The sequence below is a fragment of the uncultured Thiocystis sp. genome, assembly GCF_903866365.1.
Classification (GTDB): Bacteria; Pseudomonadota; Gammaproteobacteria; order Chromatiales; family Chromatiaceae; genus Chromatium.
In genome coordinates, this window is sequence record NZ_CAIPNF010000217.1 from 34,341 (window position 1) to 55,865 (window position 21,525).

At 62.8% G+C, this 21,525-nt stretch carries 19 protein-coding genes; 11 read left to right on the top strand and 8 right to left on the bottom strand.

The features are described from left to right. The first annotated feature begins 299 nt into the window (after nucleotides 1-299). Nucleotides 300-1,184 (top strand): cysteine synthase CysM, encoded by an 885-nt coding sequence (gene cysM / locus QZY07_RS12365; RefSeq protein WP_295402969.1) that lies wholly within the window; start codon nucleotides 300-302, stop codon nucleotides 1,182-1,184. Between the two features lie 43 nt (nucleotides 1,185-1,227). Next, nucleotides 1,228-4,404 carry an EAL domain-containing protein gene (locus QZY07_RS12370; RefSeq protein ID WP_295402971.1) on the top strand — a complete coding sequence of 1,059 codons (3,177 nt, stop codon included), beginning with the start codon at nucleotides 1,228-1,230 and terminating at the stop codon, nucleotides 4,402-4,404. A gap of 144 nt (nucleotides 4,405-4,548) precedes the next feature. Here the strand turns inward: QZY07_RS12370 and QZY07_RS12375 are convergent, their stop codons facing one another. From QZY07_RS12375 to QZY07_RS12405, 7 genes are all read right to left on the bottom strand, one after another. Next, the gene (locus QZY07_RS12375; protein WP_295402974.1) at nucleotides 4,549-4,854 is read right to left on the bottom strand and encodes a HigA family addiction module antitoxin; all 306 of its coding nucleotides are present in this window, start codon (nucleotides 4,852-4,854) and stop codon (nucleotides 4,549-4,551) included. A 12-nt stretch (nucleotides 4,855-4,866) separates the two neighbouring features. Then, complete coding sequence (locus QZY07_RS12380; protein WP_295402976.1) at nucleotides 4,867-5,145, bottom strand: type II toxin-antitoxin system RelE/ParE family toxin; 279 nt, start codon at nucleotides 5,143-5,145, stop codon at nucleotides 4,867-4,869. A 156-nt stretch (nucleotides 5,146-5,301) separates the two neighbouring features. After that, nucleotides 5,302-5,703, bottom strand: a complete 402-nt coding sequence (locus QZY07_RS12385) for a PIN domain-containing protein (protein ID WP_295402979.1) — start codon at nucleotides 5,701-5,703, stop codon at nucleotides 5,302-5,304. Beyond that, entirely contained in the window at nucleotides 5,703-5,954 is a 252-nt protein-coding gene (locus tag QZY07_RS12390) for a hypothetical protein (protein ID WP_295402980.1), read from the bottom strand. Before QZY07_RS12390 ends, QZY07_RS12385 begins: the two co-directional genes overlap by 1 nt. 96 nt (nucleotides 5,955-6,050) lie before the next feature. After that, a complete protein-coding gene (locus QZY07_RS12395; protein ID WP_295402983.1) occupies nucleotides 6,051-7,469 on the bottom strand; it encodes a PhoH family protein in 1,419 nt (472 codons plus the stop codon). Nucleotides 7,470-7,581: 112 nt separating this feature from the next. Then, on the bottom strand, nucleotides 7,582-8,064 hold the full coding sequence (locus QZY07_RS12400) for a peroxiredoxin (protein ID WP_295402986.1): 483 nt from the start codon (nucleotides 8,062-8,064) through the stop codon (nucleotides 7,582-7,584). A 112-nt stretch (nucleotides 8,065-8,176) separates the two neighbouring features. Next, nucleotides 8,177-8,716 (bottom strand): glycine cleavage system protein R, encoded by a 540-nt coding sequence (locus tag QZY07_RS12405; RefSeq protein WP_295402989.1) that lies wholly within the window; start codon nucleotides 8,714-8,716, stop codon nucleotides 8,177-8,179. 457 nt (nucleotides 8,717-9,173) lie between these two features. Here QZY07_RS12405 and QZY07_RS12410 point away from each other — a divergent pair, with 457 nt between their 5' ends. The 6 genes from QZY07_RS12410 (at nucleotide 9,174) to QZY07_RS12435 (ending at nucleotide 16,235) form a co-directional block, all read left to right on the top strand. Further along, complete coding sequence (locus tag QZY07_RS12410; RefSeq protein ID WP_295402992.1) at nucleotides 9,174-9,800, top strand: MotA/TolQ/ExbB proton channel family protein; 627 nt, start codon at nucleotides 9,174-9,176, stop codon at nucleotides 9,798-9,800. Further along, entirely contained in the window at nucleotides 9,797-10,249 is a 453-nt protein-coding gene (locus QZY07_RS12415) for a biopolymer transporter ExbD (protein ID WP_295402995.1), read from the top strand. Before QZY07_RS12410 ends, QZY07_RS12415 begins: the two co-directional genes overlap by 4 nt. Next, nucleotides 10,246-12,030 carry a lipid A export permease/ATP-binding protein MsbA gene (gene msbA, locus QZY07_RS12420; protein ID WP_295402997.1) on the top strand — a complete coding sequence of 595 codons (1,785 nt, stop codon included), beginning with the start codon at nucleotides 10,246-10,248 and terminating at the stop codon, nucleotides 12,028-12,030. Before QZY07_RS12415 ends, msbA begins: the two co-directional genes overlap by 4 nt. A 100-nt stretch (nucleotides 12,031-12,130) precedes the next feature. Beyond that, nucleotides 12,131-12,760 (top strand): IS607 family transposase, encoded by a 630-nt coding sequence (locus tag QZY07_RS12425; RefSeq protein WP_295403000.1) that lies wholly within the window; start codon nucleotides 12,131-12,133, stop codon nucleotides 12,758-12,760. A 59-nt stretch (nucleotides 12,761-12,819) separates the two neighbouring features. Beyond that, nucleotides 12,820-14,145, top strand: coding sequence for a transposase (locus QZY07_RS12430; protein ID WP_295403003.1), 1,326 nt, complete (start codon nucleotides 12,820-12,822; stop codon nucleotides 14,143-14,145). Between the two features lie 92 nt (nucleotides 14,146-14,237). Then, entirely contained in the window at nucleotides 14,238-16,235 is a 1,998-nt protein-coding gene (locus QZY07_RS12435) for a methyl-accepting chemotaxis protein (RefSeq protein ID WP_295403006.1), read from the top strand. A 110-nt stretch (nucleotides 16,236-16,345) separates the two neighbouring features. On the opposite strand, the gene QZY07_RS12440 is transcribed toward QZY07_RS12435, so the two are convergent. After that, a complete protein-coding gene (locus tag QZY07_RS12440) occupies nucleotides 16,346-17,899 on the bottom strand; it encodes a sigma 54-interacting transcriptional regulator (protein WP_295403009.1) in 1,554 nt (517 codons plus the stop codon). A gap of 175 nt (nucleotides 17,900-18,074) precedes the next feature. Here QZY07_RS12440 and QZY07_RS12445 point away from each other — a divergent pair, with 175 nt between their 5' ends. The 3 genes from QZY07_RS12445 (at nucleotide 18,075) to kdsB (ending at nucleotide 21,048) form a co-directional block, all read left to right on the top strand. Beyond that, nucleotides 18,075-18,989, top strand: coding sequence for a sulfite exporter TauE/SafE family protein (locus tag QZY07_RS12445; protein ID WP_295403012.1), 915 nt, complete (start codon nucleotides 18,075-18,077; stop codon nucleotides 18,987-18,989). Between the two features lie 240 nt (nucleotides 18,990-19,229). After that, the gene (lpxK, locus tag QZY07_RS12450) at nucleotides 19,230-20,285 is read left to right on the top strand and encodes a tetraacyldisaccharide 4'-kinase (RefSeq protein WP_295403014.1); all 1,056 of its coding nucleotides are present in this window, start codon (nucleotides 19,230-19,232) and stop codon (nucleotides 20,283-20,285) included. Continuing rightward, entirely contained in the window at nucleotides 20,278-21,048 is a 771-nt protein-coding gene (gene kdsB / locus QZY07_RS12455; protein ID WP_295403016.1) for a 3-deoxy-manno-octulosonate cytidylyltransferase, read from the top strand. The genes lpxK and kdsB overlap by 8 nt, the downstream gene beginning before the upstream one ends. Nucleotides 21,049-21,525 lie beyond the last annotated feature (477 nt).

Sequence of the window (21,525 nt, forward strand, 5' to 3'; positions counted from 1 at the left end):
GCGCGGTTCAGTCCGGCGCGTTTAAGTCGGGATTCGCGCCGGTTCGGACGCCATCCGGATAGACGCTTTCCCACAAATCGCCTTAGGTGAGGGTCTCCCGCTCGCTTCAGGCACCATTCGTCGCCGGAAAACGCTCCGGACGGGGCGAATGCCCTGGCCGGCTCTGAATGATCCGGAACTCCTTCGCGGGGCAGGAGTCGAGACGTGGCGGCGAAACCTCGGCCTTGGAAACGCCGCGCATGGTCCGGCAATCGGTTTTACACTTAAGACCATCGTCATCCTGACATCGAGTCAATCCCATGCCCTATCCAACCATCGAAGAATTCGTCGGCAAGACGCCGCTGGTCCGTTTGCAGCGTCTGCCCGGCGCGACCGACAACCTCATTCTCGCCAAACTCGAAGGCAATAACCCCGCCGGATCGGTGAAGGATCGCCCGGCGTTGAACATGATCCGGCGCGCCGAGGAGCGCGGCACGATCAAGCCCGGCGATACCCTGATCGAGGCGACCAGCGGCAACACCGGTATCGCGCTGGCGATGGCCGCGGCCATTCGGGGTTATCGCATGCGGCTCATCATGCCCGAACACATGAGCGCGGAGCGGCGCGGGGCGATGAAGAGCTTCGGCGCCGAGATCGTGCTGACGCCCAAGGAGGGCAGCATGGAGGCGGCCATCGATCTGGCCAACGCCATGGAGGCGCGCGGCGAGGGCATCCGGCTCGATCAGTTTTCCAACCCGGACAATCCCGCCGCCCATTACGAGACCACCGGTCCCGAGATCTGGCATGATACCGACGGGCGGGTGACGCACTTCGTCAGCGCCATGGGCACCACGGGCACCATCATGGGCACCGGGCGATCTCTCAAGGAACGGAACCCGGCGATCCAGATCGTCGGCGTGCAGCCGGAGGAGGGTTCCAGTATCCCTGGCATCCGCCGCTGGCCGGAGGCGTATCTGCCGCGCATCTATGATCCCGCCGGGGTCGACCGCATCATCGATGTCTCGCAGACGCTGGCCGAGCAGACCACCCGCGAGCTGGCGGCGAAAGAGGGGATCTTCGCCGGCATCTCCTCGGGTGGCGCGATTGCCGCGGCGCTGCGTCTCTCAGCCGAGGTCAGCGGCGCGACGATCGTTGTCATTGTCTGCGACCGGGGTGATCGCTATCTGTCGACCGGGGTGTTTTAAACCGTCGCCAGACAAATGCCATTTCAAACGATAGGGACGCGCAATGACAGAGCCGGATGACCGACCAGAATCGACCGCCCCCCAGAGCATGCGGCGCGGGGGCTCGGAACCGGATGCGGAACCGACCCTGCGACAGCGGGCCGAGCGGATCGCGCACGCAACCGCGAACCCGTCGCCGGAGGCGGGCGCGGCACTGTCATCGGAAGACCTCCAGCGGACCGTCAATGAGCTTGCGGTGTATCAGGTCGAGCTGGAGATGCAAAACGAGGAACTGCGCCGCGTGCAGGCCAGGATGGAGGCCATGCAGACCCGCTACTTCGACCTCTACGATCTGGCGCCGGTCGGCTATTGCTCCATCTCCGAACAGGGGTTGATCCGCGAGTCCAATCTAACCGTCGCCAGGCTGCTGGGTCTGAACCGCGGCGCGCTGACCGGTCAGCCGATCTCCCGATTCATTTTCAGGGAGGATCAGGATGTCTACTACCGGTTCCACAAACAGCTCTTTGAGGCGCCCGCGAACGCCGCGCCGCCCTCGGAGCCCGTCGTTCAGCCGCGGATGTGCAAGCTGCGTATGGCGAAACCGGACGGCGCGATCCTCTGGGCGCGGCTCGAAGCCACCATCGCCAGGGAGATCGATAGCTCGCCCGTTTGTCGCATCGCGATCATCGACATCTCGTCGAGCAAACAGGCCGAACTGGATGCGCTGAATGCGCTCATGACGGCGATTCCAGGGGTGGTGTATCAATTCCTGGTCCGACCCGATGGCACCTGGCGGTTTCTCTATCTCAGTCCAGGCATCGAAACCCTGTATCGCGTCACGGCGGAAATCGCCTGCGCGAACCCGGATGCGCTCACCCACTGTATCCATCCCGACGATCGCCCGTCCCATCGGGTCGCGGTGGAGCGCGCGAGCCAGACCCTCGCGCCCTGGTGCCATGAACATCGCATCCACCCTAGCGGTCAACCCGACCAACTCAAATGGGTGCGCGGCCAGGCCACGCCATTTCCGCAACCGGACGGAAGCGTACTCTGGAACGGCATTCTGACGGATGTCACCGAAGAGAAGCGGATCGAGGCGGCGCTGCGAGCCAGCAAGCAGCAACTGGACATGGCCCTGCAGGCCGCCACGATGGGGATCTGGGACTGGGAGATCGCCACCGGCCGGGTGGCCTGGGCGGGGGAACACGCGGCCTTGTTCGGCATTGACCTTGCCGATTTCGGGGGAATGATCGCGGACGTCCAGGCCTGCGTCCACCCCGACGACCGCGAGCAGGGCATGAGGGTCTTGCGTCGCACGCTGGAAGAGGGAGCCGAGTTCGACAATACCTACCGGGTCGTCTGGCCCGATGGAAGCCTCCATTGGATGCATTCCCTGGGCACGCTGATCCGTGACGAGGTCGGCGCGCCGCAACGGATCCTCGGAACGACCCAGGACATCACCGAACGCAAAGAGGCCGAAGAGCGTCTGCGCGAGAGCGAAACGCGGTATCGCACCCTGTTCGACCATATCGGCAGCGGTGTGGCGATCTATGCTGCCCGCGACCAGGGACAGGAGTTCGTGTTCAGGGATGTCAATTATGTGACCGCGCAGGTCAGCGGTCTAACGCGGAAGGAACTGATCAGACAATTGCTGACCGAGGTCTTTCCGGGGGTCGAGTCATTCGGCCTGCTGGAGGTCTTGCGACGGGTCTGGACCAGCGGAATCCCGGAGCGCTTCCCCGCCGCGCATTATCAGGACGAACGACTGACCCGGTGGTATGAAAATTATGTGTATCGTCTGCCCAGTGGCGAGGTCGTGGCGGTCTTTGACGACGTCACCGCGCTCAAGGAGCATGAACGGCAGCTCGAATGCCTCGCCTATTCCGACGCGCTGACCGCGCTGCCCAACCGCGTGCTGCTGCTCGACCGTCTCCAGCAGGCCATGGCGCAGACCCAGCGACGGGGACAACACCTGGCGGTGGTCTATCTCGATCTGGATGGCTTCAAGGCCATCAATGACCGCCACGGGCACGACGCCGGCGACCAGTTGCTGATCGCGCTCGCGCGCCGGATGAAGCAGACGCTGCGCGAAGGCGACACCCTGGCCCGGCTGGGTGGCGACGAGTTCGTTGCCCTGCTGGTCGATCTCGGCGACCGAGCCGCCAGCGTGCCGCTGCTCAACCGCCTGCTCGCCGCCGCCGCCGCGCCGGTGCCCCTCGGCGAGGTCGAGGTGCAGGTCTCGGCCAGCCTCGGCGTCACCTTCCATCCGCAGCCGATCACGGGCGACGGCGAAGGAACGGACGCGCTCGATGCGGATCACCTGCTCCGCCAGGCCGACCAGGCCATGTATCAGGCCAAACGGACCGGCAAGAATCGTTACCATGTCTTCAACGTCGAGCAGGATCGTCGTCATCGCGATCGACATGAAAGTCTGGAGCGCCTTCGCCACGCCCTCGCCGCGCGCGAATTCGTGCTCTATTACCAGCCCAAGGTCAACCTGCGTAGCGGGGAGGTCATCGGAGCCGAGGCCTTGATCCGTTGGCGGCATCCGGAACGCGGATTCCTGCTCCCGCAGGAGTTTTTGCCGGCGATCGAGGACGATCTGCTGGCGGTCGAACTCGGCGAGTGGGTCATCGAGACCGCGCTGACGCAGATGGAGGCCTGGCAGGCGAGCGGACTCGACCTCCCGGTCAGCGTCAATATCGGCGCTCGCCAGTTGCAGCAGGCGGACTTTGTCGCGCGTCTGAGTGCCCTCCTGGCGGCGCATCCCAGGGTCAAACCGTCCAGCCTCGCGCTGGAGGTTCTGGAAACCAGCGCGATGCAGGATCTGGTTCACGTCGCCCAGGTCGTCGCGGACTGCCTCGCGCTCGGGGTGAGTTGCGCCCTGGACGATTTTGGCATCGGTTACTCTTCGTTGACCTATCTGAAACACCTGGCGGTCACCGTGCTGAAGATCGACCGCAGCTTCGTCGGGGACATGCTCGACAACCCGGATGACCTGGCGATCATCGAGAGCATTCTGGGTCTGGCCGCCGCCTTCCGCCGCCAAACCATCGCCGAAGGGGTGGAAACCCTGGAGCAGGGCGAGCGGCTGCTGCAACTTGGCTGCGAACTGGCCCAGGGCTACCGCATCGCCCATCCACTACCGGCGCACGAGCTACCCGGCTGGGTAGCCACCTGGCGCACCGATCCGCGCTGGAGCGAGTGGCAGTCGTCTGCTGGTCGTTCTCAAGTCCCGTGAGGCGATAGATCCTCTTTTTGAATCGTTCCGAGCACTTGTGTGACCAGTCTTTGATCGCTTGAATCGGCGAGACGTGTCCCAGCGCCTTCTGTGGGATCTGATGATTGTCTAACCGAACATTAAGTCAATATCAACAACAAGACATTAAGCCGCCTCACGCGGTCTGACATCACGCAGGATGTCAGACCCCACCGCCTGCTCGGTCAACTTCAGGTCGAAACTGGCCTGCAGACTCAACCACGACTGCGCGTCGCCGCCGAAATAGCGCGCAAGACGCAAGGCAGTGTCAGGTGTCACCGCGCGCCGCTCCTTAACGATCGCATGCAAGCGAGTGGCCGGCACACGCAAGGCATACGCCAGCGCGTTTACGCTCAGGCCAAGCGGAATCAGAAAGTCCTCGCGCAGAATCTCGCCGGGATGCACCGGACGCAGACCATTGATGGGGTTCATGCGGTCGTCTCCTTAGTGATAGTCCACGATTTCCGCGGCATAGGCGTCGCTGTCGCGCCAGATGAAGCACAGTCGCCATTGGTCGTTGATGCGGATGCTGTGCTGTCCCGCCCGGTCGCCGCTCAAGGCTTCCAGGTGGTTCCCCGGCGGGCTGCGCAAGAACTCCAGCGTGGTGGCTGCGTGCAGTTGCGTTAGCTTACGTTCCGCAACCCGCTGGAAGGCGCGGAAGCCGCGCGGGCAGTGGCCGCCGAACAGCTTTTCGGTGTCTTTGCAGCAGAACGATTTGATCATGGGTCAAACGATATGACGCCGCGCGTCATACGTCAAACGGTCGACGCGGCTAGATTGAGCGGGGGAGCCACGCGGAAATGCGGATGCGGTTGCGGACGAGATCGTTGGTGGGCGCGCGGCCCCATTCGTCGCGGGCAACAACGGCGGGATTCGCCCTCAAGGCACGCTCCAATCGTCGAGATCTAACCCGAGTCCTTCGAAATGGGCGATATTGTTCGTGATCAGCACGGCACGCTGTCTCAGCGCAGTCACCGCGATGAGCAGGTCGGCATCCGCGATGGGTTTGCCGATCCGGTGACGCTCGGCCCAGAGGCGAATGGCGTGTTCCCAATGCGCATCATCGAAGGCGGGGGTCAGCCACAGCGCCGTGAGAGACTGGTACTGCGCCAGGTTGCGAGTCGCGCCCTTGAGGAGCAGATAGCGGCGGATCTCATAGTCAACGACAGGACTCAGGACGAATGCCGCGTCAGCGGAGCGCCTGACCGTCTCGAAGCTCGCCCGTACTCCTGGATGACCCCGCATCAGGTAACTGAGGATATTGGTGTCGAGCAGATACATCAGGGTTTGATGTCCAGCGTATCCAGGGTGACTGGATGCAGGGCGCGAAAGGTTGGCAGTTCCTCCCAGATCCTCCGCTCTTCGTCGTTCAAGGACCAAGCGAGTGGATCCGGTTCAGGTGTTGCCTGATTGGAAGCCTGAAGATCGTCCAGCAAGGTCACCAGCACGGCGATTGGCCGGGTAATCCGCACCTCTTCATCGAAGATGAGTTGACCGGATGGAGAGAGCGTTGCTTTTAAGGTATGCAGCATCGGTGCGTCCTCATGGGCGTTTCATTGACGTCCTTCAGCAGGGTTCTGTCGTGCGTCCAGCTCACGCTAGATGCGCTTGACCTTCCCCGCGTCGCTTTAAAGCTCCTGCGAGGCGAAATCGGCGAGCCGCGAGCGCTCTCCGCGCATGAGCGTGATGTGTCCGCTGTGCGGCCAATGTTTGAAGCGATCGACCACGTAGGTCAGGCCGGAGGTGGTCTCGGTCAGATAGGGCGTGTCGATCTGGCTGATGTTGCCCAGACAGACGAATTTCGTCCCTGGACCCGAACGGGTGATGAGCGTCTTCATCTGCTTGGCGGTGAGGTTTTGCGCCTCGTCCAGGATGATGTATTTGTTGAGAAAGGTCCGTCCGCGCATGAAGTTGAGCGAGGAGATGCGGATACGGTTGCGGATCAGGTCGTTGGTCGCCGCGCGGCCCCATTCGCCGCCCTCGGGGCGGTTCAGAACCTCCAGATTGTCCATCAGCGCGCCCATCCAGGGCGTCATCTTCTCTTCCTCGGTGCCGGGCAGGAAACCGATGTCCTCGCCGACCGGAACCGTGACCCGGGTCATGATGATCTCGCGATAGAGACTGCGATCGAGCACCTGCGTCAGGCCGGCGGCCAGCGCGAGCAGGGTCTTGCCGGTGCCGGCGGCGCCGATCAGGGTGACGAAGTCCAGCTCGGGATTCATCAGCATGTTGAGCGCGAAGTTCTGTTCGCGATTGCGCGCATTGATACCCCAGACGCTGTGGCGGGGCAGGCGATAATCGTCGACCAGCTCGATGACCGCCTCGGTGTCGGTGCGCTTCTCGCGCACGATCGCCTCGAAGGCGCCGTCCTCGCCCAGACTGACGCACTGGGCGGGATACCAGTCGGCGATGTCCGGACCCTGGATTCGATAGAAGGTCCGGCCCGCTTCCTTCCAGGCATCGAGCGTTTTCTCATGGTGCTCCCAGAAGTCTTCCGGCAGGACTTCCAGGCCGGTATAGAGCAGGCTGGCGTCGTCGAGCACCTGATCGTTGGAATAGTCCTCGGCGGGGATCCCGAGCACGGCGGCCTTGATGCGCAGGTTGATGTCCTTGGAGACGATGATCACCTGGCGGTCGGTGCGCACCTCGCGCAGCGCCTGGGCGGTGCCGAGGATGTTGTTGTCCGGCACCGTGCCGGGCAGCGAGTTTGGCAGTTTGAGATCGAGCGGTTCGGTCTGGAAAAACAGCCGGCCGGTCGCCGGCTGGACGATGCCGCCGCCGTTGACCGCGGCGGGACTGACCGGCAGACCCGCGTCGATTTCCTGCTTGTCCGCGTTGCACATGAGCTGGTCGAGAAAACGGCTGACCTGACGCACGTTGCGCGCGACCTCGGACATGCCCTTTTTACCGCGGTCCAGTTCCTCCAGGACGATCATCGGCAGGAAGATATCGTGTTCCTGGAAGCGGAAGATGGCGGTCGGGTCGTGCATCAGCACGTTGGTGTCGAGGACGAACAGACAAGGTTTGTCGTTTTCGCGTTTGATCATGTAAACCGCGTCCAGAGTGACAGGGATGGTTTTTGGTGACCCAGGCATCACAGCAACCACGGCGGTTGGCGAGACGCGCTTTACATCCAGAAAATCAAATCGTTCAAGCGCGTCATGCGGGAGGCGGCGCGGCAAGTTCGCGGGCGGCGTCCAGGACGTCCGCGACATGGCCTTTGACTTTGACCCCGCGCCACTCCTGGCGCAGGACGCCAGCCGCGTCGATCAGAAAGGTGCTGCGTTCGACGCCGACCGTGTCCTTGCCGAACATCTTCTTCGGTTTGATGACATCGAAAGCCCGGCACAGCGCTTCGTCCGGATCCGACAGCAGATCGAAGTTGAAGCCCTGTTTGGCCTTGAATGCGTCTTGTGCCTTGAGGCTGTCGCGCGAGGTGCCGAGGATGACCGTGTTGGCGGCGGCAAATTCCTCGAACGCGTCGCGGAAGTCCTGACCCTCCTGGGCGCAGCCTGGGGTGCTCGCCTTGGGATAAAAATAGAGGACGAGGTGCTTGCCCCGATAATCGGAGAGTTTGACGCTCCGGTTGCCGGTGGCGGGGAGTTCAAGATCTGGAATCGTTTCGCCGATCGATGCGGTCATGGTGTGATGCTCCGGTCTTCGAGGTGAAAGGATGGATCGCGGCCCGCGACCGCGCTGGATGACAAAGGGGTGTCCGGATTTCGAGTGATTCCGCTCAGACGGTCGACTGACGTCAGCCTTTCAGGGGTTCGAGGACCGCATCCAGGTTGAGTCCATCGCAATAATCCATGAATTCCTCGCGTAGCCCGGCGATATGGATGTCAGCCGGAATGCCGACCGTCATGTGCACCGAGAACATGGGGGTTCCGGTATGCGCCGCGGCATAGGTGCTGGTGGCCATGTCCTCGATATTGATCTTGCGGTCCGCGAAAAAACCCGCCAGATTGTTGATGATGCCGGGGTGGTCCATGGAGACCACATCGACCGCGTAGGGGAGCAGGTTGCGATTGGTGGCGCGTTCGCCGGTTCGTTTGGAGATGATCGTCATGCCGAGCTGGCGTTCCAGCTCGGGGAGCGTGTTCTCGATCTTGGCCAGTGTGTTCCACTTGCCTTCCACCAGCAGCATCGCCGCGAATTCTCCGCCAAGGACGGTCATGCGACTGTCCTCGATATTGCAGCCATGTTCGAGCACGGCCCTGGAGATCTGATTGACGATGCCGGGGTGGTCTTCGCCGAGTGCCGAGATCACAAGGTAGGTTTTCTGCCTGGTCATGTCCTTGCCGACGGTTGGTGATGAGGAAATTAAGGAATTAAGGGCGAGTGTAGCATGGAGCAACTGATGACCATATCGACGGGTCAGCGAGAGACATTTGCGCGATGCTTGTTGGCAGTGGCATTGGCGGGAGACACGGCGACAAGGTCGGGGACGGCGGTGTTTCGCGCCGCCACGCGCAACGTTCCGAGTTTGCCTCCCGCGTGGTGCAAACGAAAGGGTTGCATCGCTAAACCGCAGCGCAATTCAGTTGTTTAGGGGCATCGACAAGCTCTTTATGGAGGTGCCCCCAATGGCGTTCGTACTCGCGATACAGTGAGTCTGCCGCTTCGAGTATCATGCCGATAAAAGGAACGTGCATTTTCTTGGGGTTCAGGCGAGGCCGAACGGATATCCAAACGATGCAGGCCATGCCGGACACGGTTTAGATCGGCGAGTGACCTCGAGGAGTTTTCCCGTGCTTGAATTGATGATTGCCGGCGGTTGGCTGATGTGGCCGATTGCCGCCTGTTCCGTGATCGCCACCGCGATCGTGATCGAACGTGCCTGGACCCTGCGTCGTCGGCGCGTCATGCCAACGCATCTGATCACGCGGATCTGGCAGTTACACCGCGTCAACCAACTGACGGATGAGAGCATCGAGGCGATTCGGGAGGCGTCGCCGCTCGGGCGCATGCTCGCCGCCGGCCTGGTCAATCGTCATCACTCCCGCGAGGTGATGAAGGAAGCGATCGCCGATACCGGTCGTCATGTGGTCGCCGAACTGGAACGCTTTCTGAACACCCTGGGGACCATCGCGGCGATCGCGCCGTTGCTTGGACTGCTCGGCACCGTGTTTGGGATGATCCAGATCTTCAGCGTGATTCAGAGCGCTGGCAACGGCAACGTCGGATTGCTCGCCGGCGGTATCTCGGTGGCTCTGCTCACGACCGCCGCCGGGCTGTGCGTGGCGATCCCCGCGCTGATGTTTCACCGCTACTTCGACGGTCGCGTGGATCAATTGGCGATCGAGATGGAAGAGCAGGCACTGCGTCTGGTCGAGGTCATCAAAGGCGAGCGCGAAGAGCAGGATGACCCGACATGAATCTGCGTCCGCGTCGCCGCCAATCGGTCGACATCAATATGGCACCGCTGATCGACGTGGTGTTTCTGCTGCTCATCTTTTTCATGGTCTCGACTACCTTCAAGGACGAGGCGCGGCTGCGCGTGCAGTTGCCCGAGGCACAGGGCGAGTCGAAACCAGAGGAAGCGCCCGAGATGCTCCGCATCGTCATCGACCGGGCGGGGCACTTTTATTTGAACGATCAGGCACTGGTCGACGAGAAGCCACTGACCCTTGTGCGGGCGCTAACCGGCGCGCTTCAGGAGCGCCAGCCGCGAGTTTTAAGCGAAGCTGAAACACCGTCGGTTTTGATCCAGGCGGATGCCAATACTCCGCATCAGGCCGTCATGACGGCCATGGATGCGGCCAGTCAGGCGGGGTTGGTCCGCATCGCTTTCGCCGCGACCCGGCCGGAAGGCGTGGCTCCATGAGCAAGGAACCCGTGCTCACCAACGCCGACGCCCATCAGATCTATCGTCGCCTGCTGCATTACGTCAAGCCTTACTGGCGGATTTTTTCGCTCTCCATCGTCGGCATGCTGATCTTCGCCGCCACCGAACCCTTGTTCGCGGCCATGATGAAACCCCTGATCGACGGCAGTTTCGTGGAGCGCAACGAGGACATGGTGCGCGCCATGCCGCTCTTTCTGGTCGGGCTCTTTGTGATCCGCGGCATCGCGGGGTTCATCAATACCTATTTCCTGAGCTGGGTTGGGCGGCGGGTGGTCGCGGATCTGCGTCAACAGATGTTCGCGCATCTGCTGCGGGCGCCGACGCGATATTTCGACAACCACGGTTCCGGTCACATCCTGGCCAAGCTCACCTACAACGTGGAAAACGTCGCCAGCGCCGCGACCTCCGCGGTCACGACCATCGTGCGCGACGGCTTCACCGTCATCGGTCTGATGGGCTTCATGCTCTACATCAACGCCGCGCTCTCGGCGATCTTCCTGGTGATCGGTCCGGTCATGGCCGGCGCCGTCAAATACGCCACCAAGCGTTTCCGCCGCCACAGCCGGCGCATCCAGAATCGGGTCGGCGACCTCACCCAGGTCGCGCAGGAGGCGATCGAGGCCCATCGGGTGGTCAAGGCGTTTGGCGGTCAGGCGCGCGAGGCGCGGCGGTTCAACCTCATCAACGAAAAGACCCGCTCGCTGCAGATGAAGATGATCGCGACCGAGGCGGCCAGCGTGCCGCTGGTGCAGTTGATCTCGGCCGCGGCGATCGGCGTGGTGGTGTATCTGTCCACCATGCAGGGACTCAAGGAAAACATCTCGGTCGGCACCTTCATGTCCTTCGTGGTCGCCATGGGGCTGCTGTTGCCGCCGGTGAAACGGCTGACCTCGGTCAACGCCAAATTGCAGCAGGGCATCATCGCCGCCGAGAGTCTGTTCGAGCTGCTGGATGCGGAAGAAGAGGCCGATCGGGGGACACGCACGCTCGACCGGGCCGAGGGTCGGATCGACTATCGCGGCGTCAGCCATCTCTACGCGGACGACAAGCTGCCGGCGATCGAGGCGCTGGATCTGCTCGTGATGCCCGGCGAAAAGGTCGCGCTGGTGGGCCGCTCCGGGAGCGGCAAGAGCACCGTCGCGAGCCTGCTGCCGCGTTTCTATGACGCCACGGCGGGCGAGATTCTGATCGACGGCATCCCGATCCGCGAGCTGACCCTGGCCAGTCTGCGCGCCCAGATCTCGCTGGTGAGTCAGGACGTGGTGCTGTTCAACGATACGATCGCCAACAACATCGCCTATGGTCGCGACGAACCGCCGACCCAGGACGAACTGGAGCGCGTGGCGCAGAGCGCCCATGCGTTGGAGTTCATCGAAACCTTGCCTCAGGGCTTCGACACCCTTGTCGGCGACCGCGGCGTGATGCTCTCGGGCGGCCAGCGTCAGCGGCTCGCGATCGCGCGGGCCATGCTCAAGGACGCGCCGATCCTCATCCTCGACGAGGCTACCTCCGCGCTGGATACCGAGTCCGAGCGTCACATCCAGGCCGCGCTGGCCGAATTGATGGCGCGCCGCACCACGCTGATGATCGCCCATCGGCTGTCCACCATCGAGAACGCCGACCGGATTCTGGTGCTCCAGGACGGGCGGATCGTCGAGCAGGGGCGGCATGCCGAGCTGTTGGCGCTGGGCGGTTATTACGCCCGGCTGCATCGGCTACAGTTTCATGACGGAGGCGAACCTCCGGCGGCGCTGGTTTGACGTTAGATCGACCTCTTGAACGAGTTAAAAACTCCGACCGCGGGCGAGGAGCAATCAACTGTTCCTTGATTATTTTCCATAATTATTTATCATTGCTCTTATGAGCAAGATATACCGCATCAACGAATTTGCGAAACGGATCGGGAAAGCGCCCTCGACGATCCGGCGCTGGGAGCGCGAGGGCAAGCTCGTGGCCAAGCGTCATCCGTCCGGGCATCGCTACTTCGACGAAGCGGACGTGCGCCTGCTCACAGGCGGCGCCCCGGAGCGGCGCGCGGTGGTGGTGTACTGCCGCGTGTCGAGTGCCGGGCAGAAAGACGATCTGGCCTCGCAGGTGAAGGCGATGGAGACCTACTGCCTGGGCGCGGGGATCGCGGTCGACGAGTGGATACAGGAAATCGGCGGCGGGATGAACTTCAAGCGCAAACGGTTTCTCGCCCTGGTCGAGCAGATCGAACGCGGCGAGCTTCGCCAACTCTTCATTGCTCACAAGGACCGGCTCATGCGTTTTGGATTTGACCTGTTCGAGCATATCGCCCGACACAACGGCTGCGAGGTGGTGGTGGTGAATCAGGAATCGCTCTCGCCCCAGCAGGAAATGGTTGAGGATTTGTTGGCCATCGTGCACACCTTTTCCTGCCGCCTGTACGGTCTGCGTAAATACAAGCACGACATCAAGGCCGATTTTCCGGAATGCTCCGCCATCCAACCCAAGGCGCTTTGCGAATGAAGGTGACGCGCACCCTGCGCGCCGATGTTCCGCCTGAACTCACGCCAATCTGTCAGGCGATGGGCGATCTGCGCGGGGACATCTGGCGGCGCTATGGCGCGCTCGGCAATGTCGGGCGCTCTGCCCTGGACATTCGCAAGGACATCATCGAGCGGAATCTGTACGGCAGGCTGTCAGTGGACGGGACCATTCGCAACGAGACCACGAAGGATGTGGTCAATGACATTCTGACCTACAAAGCCGCCGCCAAGCTCAAGGTCCGGCAGGCCATCGCCGCTCACACGACCGATCAAGTCGAGCGCAAACGACTCTATACCGCGCTCAAGAACGACCGCTGGCTGGACGATCCCTTTTTGCATCGGCAAATGCGCAAGCACTTCCGGCATGGCGTTAGCCACACGGCCAATCAATTCATCGTGCGCTCCGACAAACAGTCGTCGTCCGTTGTGGACGGGCGGTTGGTCATCACGATTCGGATCGCCAAACAGGTCGGCGGCGACATCCGTCTGATCACGACCAGCAACGGAAAACACGTCAATCTCACCGGCTGCAATCTGCGCATTTGCGTGAAGGACGGCTTTACCGAGATCCACTCTGCCACCGAGAAGGCCACCGGGCGTCCGCACGGCGAACAGGCACTTGGGATCGATAAGGGCTACACCGAGGCGTTTACGGATTCGGATGGCGAGGCGCATGGCGTAACCTTCGGAGCCGTTCTGACCGATTACAGCGATGCCGCTGCCCAGACTGGACGGTCGCGCAATCAACTGCATGCGCTGGAGAAGAAGCATCGCACGGCAGGTCGAATCGCCAAAGCGGACCGGATTTGTCGTTGCAACCTGGGACGCAAAAAGATCGATGCGCGCCGGGCGCGCGCGAAAAAACGTTTACGCACGATTGCTTATCAGTCCGCGCATTCCATCGTGGATAAGGCGGCGCTGGTGGTCTCCGAAGATTTAACGTCGCCGATTGCCAGCAAAGTGCAATGGAAGCGATACAACCGTCGGATGAGTGGATGGGCGAAAGGCGCATTAGCCGATGCCATCGACTCCGTTTGTGAGCAGCGTGGTGCCAAGCATCTCTTGGTTAATTCTTCCTATACGTCGCAAATGGACTCGTCGACCGGCTTGCTGCAAGGCAAGCGGGTAGGCGACAAGTTTTACCGGATCACCGGGGACGTTCTTCAGGCGGACCACAACGCGGCTTTGAATGTGCTGGCACGCCTCGCCGATCCCGAGATTACGCGGTTTACCCCGTATCGGGACGTCAAGCGGTTGCTGTTGGCACGTTCTCCGGCGCCACTGAGCGTCAAGAGGCTTGAGTGGGGCGATCCGTCGCGTCCACCAAGTGCGGATAAGTCCATTGAGCAAGTTTGCTCAAGATAAATAAATGGAACAGTTTCCTGATCTGTTTGTAGAGAATCATTGATTGATTATTGACGCGTACCAGAGGAGGAACCATGGACATGCCGAGGAAAATGAAGCTTGGTACAAAACTCAGTCTCGGGTTCGGGCTGCTGCTATTCATCACCTTTTTACTTGGCCTCGTCGCCATCCTGAGCATGGAGCGCATCAAGAGCGAAAGCCGCTTATTGGCCGATGAGCATATTCCGGACTGGGATCTGGCTGACGAGATCCAGAAACTCCAGTTCCTGACCGGCTACCATCTCACGGCCTTCAGTTTTAATTATAGCGATGCCTGGTTGCGGGACGGTCGCGCCGCGCTCGCTGAATTGAGCGCCCGGTTGGAGCGCGGTGTCCAGGACGCATCCGAGACGAACCGCCACACGAGCCTGCTCCCGGTACTGCAAGACATGCAAGGGGAGGTGCAACGCTACCGCGAAAGCGTCGACCGCGCAGAGCAGAATGTCAAACGGGTGCTGGCGGCACACAAGCAAATCGAAACGCAGGGAAATCTGTTCGAGGAGGCCATCGTCGCCTATCGGCAGACTCAGTATGAGGCGATGTCCCAGCAGATTCAGGCGCGAGACACGCCCGAGGAGCTTGAGATCAGGCAGGATCGGATCCGCGCGGCGACGCGGATTCTTGATCTGTCACATCAGATATTGATCGGAACCTGGAGTGCGATCGCGGCGCGTGACGATGCGGCAATCGAGAGCGCCGCCGAGAATGCGGAGCGCCTCCTGGCCTGGATCGACGAGCTGATCGGTGTCACGCGCCAGCCAGTCAATCTTGAGCGTCTGGCCATCGTCCGGCGGGCGGTTCTGGATTACCGCGCCTCGGTCGACGAACTGCTCGGGGCCGAGCGGGAGGGGGCGGCGACCCGCGCGGAACGAATCAAGATCTATGAGACGGTGCTCGCCCATGCGAATGATTTTATCCAGGAGACCAAACAGGCGACGCTCACTGGCGCGGGCGTCACGCTGGAAGGGATCGCATTCGCGAGGCGCGTACTGATCGGCGGCCTGTTGATCGCGCTCCTGGCGGGCATTGGCGTCGCGCTTCTGATTACCCGGGGCACGCTTCGCCAACTGGGCGGCGAGCCGGCATTGGCCGTCTCCATCGTCCAGCGTGTCGCCACGGGGGATTTCAGTCTGGATATCCCGCTACGTCCCGGGGACTCCGACAGTTTGCTCGCCGCCTTTTCAGTCATGTTGAGCGGTCTGCGAACCCTGATGCACAGGATCGCCGCGGCGTCCTCGCAGGTCGCCGCGGCGGCGGAGCAACTCTCGGCCACCACCGAGGAGACCCGCGCTCAGGTCAGGCGGCAACAATCCGAAACCGATCAGGTGGCGACCGCCATGAACGAAATGACCGCGACCGTCGAGGAGGTCGCGCGTCACGCGGCGAGCGCGGCCAGCGCGGCGCGCGAGACCGACCGGGCCGCAAACGCCGGCGGTCAGGTGGTTGGCGAGACCATTGAGGCTATCGATGTCCTGGCCCAGGACATCGAATATGCCGGCCAGGTCATCGCTCGATTGTCCGAGGACAGCCAGGAAATCGGGGCCGTGCTCGACGTCATTCGGGGCGTTGCGGAGCAGACCAATCTGCTGGCGCTGAACGCCGCGATCGAGGCCGCGCGTGCTGGGGAACAGGGGCGGGGTTTCGCCGTGGTGGCGGCGGAAGTGCGAACCTTGGCCAGTCGCACGCAGGCGTCGATCCAGGATATCCACGAAAAGATCGAGCGCGTGCAAGGCGGCTCGGCGAGCGCCGTGCAGGCCATGGAAAAGGGGCGTGAGAAGGCTGGGCGAGGTGTGGAAAAGGCGCGGCTGACCAGCGATTCCCTGCGAGCCATCACGCGCTCGGTCACGGCGATCAATGACATGAACACCCAGATCGCCAGCGCCGCCGAGGAGCAGTCCGCCGTGGCCGAGGAAATCAATCGGAATCTGCAGGCGATCGCCGAAGTCGTCGGGCAAACGGCGGATGGTTCCAATCAGATTGCCGCCGCCAGCGAGGAGTTGGCACGCCTGGCCGCCGTGCTAAGGGAAAACGTCGGGCAATTCAGGCTCTGAGAGACGGCGCATGGCTGCTTCCCGCGCGCCTCTCGCCGATGCGTGCAGGCCCGGCTTGGGCGGCCGAGGTTTCCACGCGCGGCGGGACGATCTGGATCACCCGCCAGCGGTCAGCCGTCGGTTCGGCAACGAACACCCTTCCGGTCGATCCCGAGCTTGCGCATGCGCCCGCGTAAGGTGTCCGGATGGATGCCGAGCAGGCGAGCCGCGCCGAATGGACCTTCGATCCGTCCCAGTGTGTGGGCGATGGCCTTCTCAATGTGGCGTCGGTTCATCGCATCGAGTGGCTCGATCGTCGCGGAGGCGGATGCGGATGCGGGCGGAAGGTCGAGGGCGGGCGCTGGAGTCACCGGACTGGCGCCCAGTGCGCGCGCGATCTCCAGGCGGTGACCGCCGCCGAGGATGGCGGCGCGCTCGATCACGGCGGCGAGTTCGCGAACAGTGCCTGGCCAGGGGTAGTCGATGAGGCGGTCCAGGTCTTCGGGCGTGGGCAGGCGGGGTGTCAGGCCGAGGCGTTCGGCCGCGCGCAGCGCGAAGTGGCTCGCCATGGCCGGAATGTCCCGCGGTCGCTCGCGCAGTGCCGGCAACCGGATGGGAAACACGTTGATCCGGTACCAAAGATCCTCGCGGAACCGACCATCGCCCGCCATGGCCTGTAGGTCGCGATGGGTCGCCGCGATCACGCGGACGTCCACATGCAATTCCTGTTGTCCGCCGACCCGTTCGAAGGTTCCGTCCTGGAGGATACGCAACAATCGCACCTGCGCCGCGGGGGTCAACTCGCCGATTTCGTCGAGAAAGAGGGTTCCGCCGTCGGCGCGTTCGAACCAGCCCAGGCGCCGCCCCGTGGCGCCGGTGAAGCTGCCTCGCTCGTGACCGAACAGCTCGGAGTCAACCAACTCGGCCGGGATCGCGCCGCAATTGACGCGCAGAAATGGACCCTTGGGACGATCCGAGCCGGCATGCACGGCCCTCGCCACGACCTCCTTGCCAGAACCGGTCTCGCCCAGGATCAACACCGGCGCCTTGGATCGGGCGACCAGCTCAACACCTCGCATGACCTCCTTCAGCCCCGACCCCGCGCCGATCAGGGTGTCCGTGATGTCCTGGCGACCCAGCCGCGTCAGCAGCGAGCGTCGATCGGCCTCCGCCGCCTCGCGCAGCGAGGTCAGCTCACGCCACTGTTGGTCGTTGCGCAGGCTCACCGCGATGGGCTCACGCAGCGCGCGCATCAGCGGTTCATGATCGAGGGTGAAGGTTCCGACGGGTTGGGCGCCGAGAATCAGCGCGCCGAGTGGCTCCCCATCGCTGACAAGGCCGATCGCGAGCGTCTCTCCCGTCCAGTTGGGCGGCAGCAATCCGGGCGCTTCAGCGCTGACGTCCAGGGCCGCGCCACGGATGGTTTGACCGGTGAGACACCAGCGTAGCAAGGAGTCGATCCCCGCGCCCGAGACCGGCGGGGGCTCGGGCGCGAGGAGCGGCCAGCCGACTCTCGCCGCCGCGTGGAAACAGGCGCGATCGGCATCCAGTTGCAGGATCAGCAGGCGATCGAAGGGGATGCGTCGGTGAATGACCTCGGCAATCTCGGCCACCGCCTCGTCAATGCGGTGACGAGTGGCGCATTGGCGCCAGATCTCTAGGAGGACGGGGATAAAATGTTCCATGGCTGTCGGTCGGAAACGGTATTTCCGTTAAATATACCGATATTTCCCTGATATACAAAACAGTCAGCGACGGCAAGACGGATCGACGCCTTGGCAACTCGACCAAGAGCATGCTGGTACGGGTTATGCTGAAGCTCTGGCAGTGCCGATCCATCTTCATTGTCAGGAGTTAACCATGGTCCGTTCCGCTGTCTCTGCCGTTGAATCTTTTTATGACGCCTATCGCCGCCGCCTGCATCTCTGGGCCGCGCTGGTTGGTCTGACCATGATCGCCATTCTCTTGCAGGGAGCCCTGCAAGACGCCGGGTGGTTGGTCATCTCCGGGGAGACGCTCGCAACCGGCGCCTTGCTGGCTGTCTTTGTGGCTGCCCTGGCTTGCGAATATCTGGATTCGAGCCTGGGCATGGGCTATGGCACAACGCTGACGCCCTTGTTGCTGCTGGCTGGATTCGAGCCCTTGCAGATCGTCCCGGCCGTGCTCTTCTCGGAGTTGCTCACGGGCCTCGCGGCCGGAGCCATGCATCATCGCGACGGCAACATCGACCTGCTGCGCAACCGCGAGGCGCGTCGTACCTTCGCCCTGCTGGCCGCCCTGAGTGCGGTGGGCGCCATCGGCGCCGTCCTGATCGCGATCAAGATCTCGGCCTACTGGTTCTCGATCCTGATCGCCGGGATCGTCCTGGCGATGGGGGTGGTCACGATCCTGACCGCGCGTCGACAGATCCGTTACCGGGCTGGTGGCATCCTCGCGATCGGAATGGTGGCCGCCTTTAACAAAGGGCTCAGCGGCGGCGGTTACGGGCCGCTCGTTACCTCCGGGCAGGTGGTCTCGGGCGTGCCCGCAAAACACGCGGTGGCGATCACGTCCCTGGCCGAATCCTTTACCTGCGCGGTGGGGCTTGGCGCCTACCTGGTGCTCAAGGGCGGGATCGACTGGTCGCTGACACTGCCCCTCGCCACGGGGGCGCTCTTATCGGTGCCGATCGCGACGGCCACGGTCAGACATCTCCCCGAGACGGTGCTCCGGCGCGCCGTGGGTGTCCTGACCCTCGTTCTGGGGTTTGTGCTGATGGCCAAGCTTCTCGGCTGATCCGCCGATGATCCGAGTTCGTCTCGGCGATCAGCCCCATGCAAAAGCGGGACGGTTTGGGTCATCCGTCTCCGGCCAAGTCTGCTAAGCTTCCGGCAGCCGCGTGATCAGTGAGTCATCGCGGCTTTTGACCGTCATTCCTCATCCAGCACGCACGCCATCCCAAACGCAGACCGACAACGAAAACGCGGCGCGAACCGATCTGATGTCGGACCCCAGCCCGCTTCAAGGACGCCCTTCATGCGCATCGATCCCACCCCGTTCTGGTATGGTCGACCCTTAGACCTTGCTCCGGGCAAGCCCTTCGGCGCCGCTCACGGCTGGTTCTTACTCTCGCTGCTGCTCTTACCGTTGTCCTGGCTCTATTGCGCAGTCGTGCGGCTGCGGCGGCTCGGCTATCGGCTCGGCTGGCTCAAGGCCCGGCGTCTGCCGGTGCCGGTCATCGTGGTCGGCAACCTGACCGTGGGCGGGACCGGCAAGACGCCGCTGGCGCTAAGGCTTGCGTCCCTGCTGCGCGAACGCGGTTGGACACCCGGCATCGTCACTCGCGGCTATGGCGGTCTGTCCGCGACCTGGCCGCGACCGGTGCAGGCGGAGAGCGACCCAGCGATGGTCGGCGATGAAGCTGTCCTGCTGGCGCGTCGCAGCGGCTGCACCGTGGTGGCGGGACCGGATCGCGCCGAAGCGGGCGCGCTGGCGCTGCGTCTGGGCGGCTGCGACATCCTGCTCACCGACGACGGGCTCCAGCACAGTCGGATGGCGCGGGATCTGGAGATCGCGCTGGTCGATGGCGACCGCGGTTTCGGCAACGGCCGCTGTCTGCCCGCCGGTCCGTTGCGCGAGCCGCCGAGCCGACTGAAGCGCGTCGATCTGGTGCTCTATCACGGCGGGACCGGTCCTGAACCCCGGATGCGGCTGGTCCCCGGCGCGGCGGTGAATCTACGCCGCCCCGAGCTGACCCGTCCGCTCGCCGACTTTCGCGGACAGCGGGTGCTCGCGGTCGCCGGCATCGGTCATCCGGGGCGTTTTTTCGCGCTGCTGACAGACGCCGGACTCGACATCGACGCGCGGCCCTACCCGGATCATCACAAATTCACGGCCCGCGATCTGGCGCGGTGGCCGGAGGGTCCGGTGGTTATGACCGAAAAGGACGCCGTCAAGTGCGCGGCCTTTGCCGGCGACAACCACTGGTCTATCCCCGTGGGGGCGGTCCTGGACGCGGCGTTTCTGGCACGTTTCGAGGCTAAACTGGCGGCATTGGCCCTTCACCCCCGCTCAGGACACGCGCATGTCTAACCGCTTCAAGATCGTCATCCCGGCTCGCAACGGTTCCACCCGACTGCCCGGCAAGCCGCTGATCGAGCTTGCCGGCAAACCCATGATCCAGCATGTCGTGGAGCGGGCGCTGGTGAGCACGGCTGCCGAGGTCGTGGTGGCGACCGACGATCGGCGGATCGTCGCGGCCTGCGCCGGGTTGGGCGTCGAAGCCGTCATGACCAGCGTCGAGCATCGCAGCGGCAGCGACCGCATCGCCGAGGCGATCGGACGGCTGGGCTGGGACGACGACACCATCGTGGTCAATCTCCAGGGCGACGAGCCCTGTATGCCCGCCGCGCTGATCGACCAGGTTGCCGCGAATCTTGCGTCACTCGATGGAACCGGGATGGCCACCCTGGCCTATCCCATCCACGACAGCAGCGATCTGTTCGATCCTCATGTGGTGAAAGTCGTGACCGATGCCGCCGGATTCGCGCTCTATTTCTCCCGCGCGCCCATCCCCTGGCACCGCGACGAGTTTCTGGGCAGCAGGCAGTTCGTTCTGCCGTCGTCGGTGGTTTTTCTGCGGCACATCGGTTTGTATGCCTACCGCGCCGGCTTCCTGAAGCGCTATGTCGCCTGGCCGCCCGCGCCGCTGGAACAGGCCGAAGCGCTCGAACAGCTCCGCGTGCTCTGGCATGGCGAACGGATCCATGTCGGCGTGGCCGCCGAGGAGCCAGGGCAGGGGGTGGATACGGCGGAGGATCTGGCGCGGGTGGCGCGGCGGATGGGGGCCTATTGATGGAGAAGACCAAAGGCCCACATGCGAAAGAAGTGACTGACGCAGTTTTTGAAGTCTGCATATTTCGGAGCAGGAGCAGGCCCAAATGCTGAAAAGCGGTGGTTCGCGGGTGCGGAATCAGGTTGCCTGGGCACGTTAGTATTTGGCAACCCGGCATCTCCACGGATCAACCGCCAGACACGCGATGACCGAAACCATCCAGATTGTTTTACTCGGACATGCCGTCACGTTGATCGTCGCGATCAGTGGCTGGCAATTTGCTTATCGCATATAGATCTCTATTTATCATCCAGACATTTCATGGGAACAAAACTCATAAACATCTGTCTACAGCAATATAAGTTGAATCGATTTAGAATGACGGGGTGTATCATGAAACCTAATTGGTTATCAGACGCTCGGCTTATTCCTGATGAAGTCATGAGCTATCTTCGGAAGATAGCCGTGAATGCGGTTAATGAAAAAGGCTATCGCCCA

What these genes read in the sequence shown, in the direction of transcription:
- QZY07_RS12405 (WP_295402989.1), bottom strand. Translation starts at nt 8,716, where the DNA reads ATGACCAGGCAGAAAACCTACCTTGTGATCTCGGCACTCGGCGAAGAC.
- QZY07_RS12385 (WP_295402979.1), bottom strand. Translation starts at nt 5,703, where the DNA reads ATGTATCTGCTCGACACCAATATCCTCAGTTACCTGATGCGGGGTCAT.
- QZY07_RS12375 (WP_295402974.1), bottom strand. Translation starts at nt 4,854, where the DNA reads ATGAACCCCATCAATGGTCTGCGTCCGGTGCATCCCGGCGAGATTCTG.
- QZY07_RS12395 (WP_295402983.1), bottom strand. Translation starts at nt 7,469, where the DNA reads ATGATCAAACGCGAAAACGACAAACCTTGTCTGTTCGTCCTCGACACC.
- QZY07_RS12440 (WP_295403009.1), bottom strand. Translation starts at nt 17,899, where the DNA reads ATGGAACATTTTATCCCCGTCCTCCTAGAGATCTGGCGCCAATGCGCC.
- QZY07_RS12370 (WP_295402971.1), top strand. Translation starts at nt 1,228, where the DNA reads ATGACAGAGCCGGATGACCGACCAGAATCGACCGCCCCCCAGAGCATG.
- QZY07_RS12415 (WP_295402995.1), top strand. Translation starts at nt 9,797, where the DNA reads ATGAATCTGCGTCCGCGTCGCCGCCAATCGGTCGACATCAATATGGCA.
- QZY07_RS12390 (WP_295402980.1), bottom strand. Translation starts at nt 5,954, where the DNA reads ATGCTGCATACCTTAAAAGCAACGCTCTCTCCATCCGGTCAACTCATC.
- msbA (WP_295402997.1), top strand. Translation starts at nt 10,246, where the DNA reads ATGAGCAAGGAACCCGTGCTCACCAACGCCGACGCCCATCAGATCTAT.
- QZY07_RS12380 (WP_295402976.1), bottom strand. Translation starts at nt 5,145, where the DNA reads ATGATCAAATCGTTCTGCTGCAAAGACACCGAAAAGCTGTTCGGCGGC.
- kdsB (WP_295403016.1), top strand. Translation starts at nt 20,278, where the DNA reads ATGTCTAACCGCTTCAAGATCGTCATCCCGGCTCGCAACGGTTCCACC.
- QZY07_RS12400 (WP_295402986.1), bottom strand. Translation starts at nt 8,064, where the DNA reads ATGACCGCATCGATCGGCGAAACGATTCCAGATCTTGAACTCCCCGCC.
- QZY07_RS12425 (WP_295403000.1), top strand. Translation starts at nt 12,131, where the DNA reads ATGAGCAAGATATACCGCATCAACGAATTTGCGAAACGGATCGGGAAA.
- lpxK (WP_295403014.1), top strand. Translation starts at nt 19,230, where the DNA reads ATGCGCATCGATCCCACCCCGTTCTGGTATGGTCGACCCTTAGACCTT.
- cysM (WP_295402969.1), top strand. Translation starts at nt 300, where the DNA reads ATGCCCTATCCAACCATCGAAGAATTCGTCGGCAAGACGCCGCTGGTC.
- QZY07_RS12430 (WP_295403003.1), top strand. Translation starts at nt 12,820, where the DNA reads ATGGGCGATCTGCGCGGGGACATCTGGCGGCGCTATGGCGCGCTCGGC.
- QZY07_RS12445 (WP_295403012.1), top strand. Translation starts at nt 18,075, where the DNA reads ATGGTCCGTTCCGCTGTCTCTGCCGTTGAATCTTTTTATGACGCCTAT.
- QZY07_RS12435 (WP_295403006.1), top strand. Translation starts at nt 14,238, where the DNA reads ATGAAGCTTGGTACAAAACTCAGTCTCGGGTTCGGGCTGCTGCTATTC.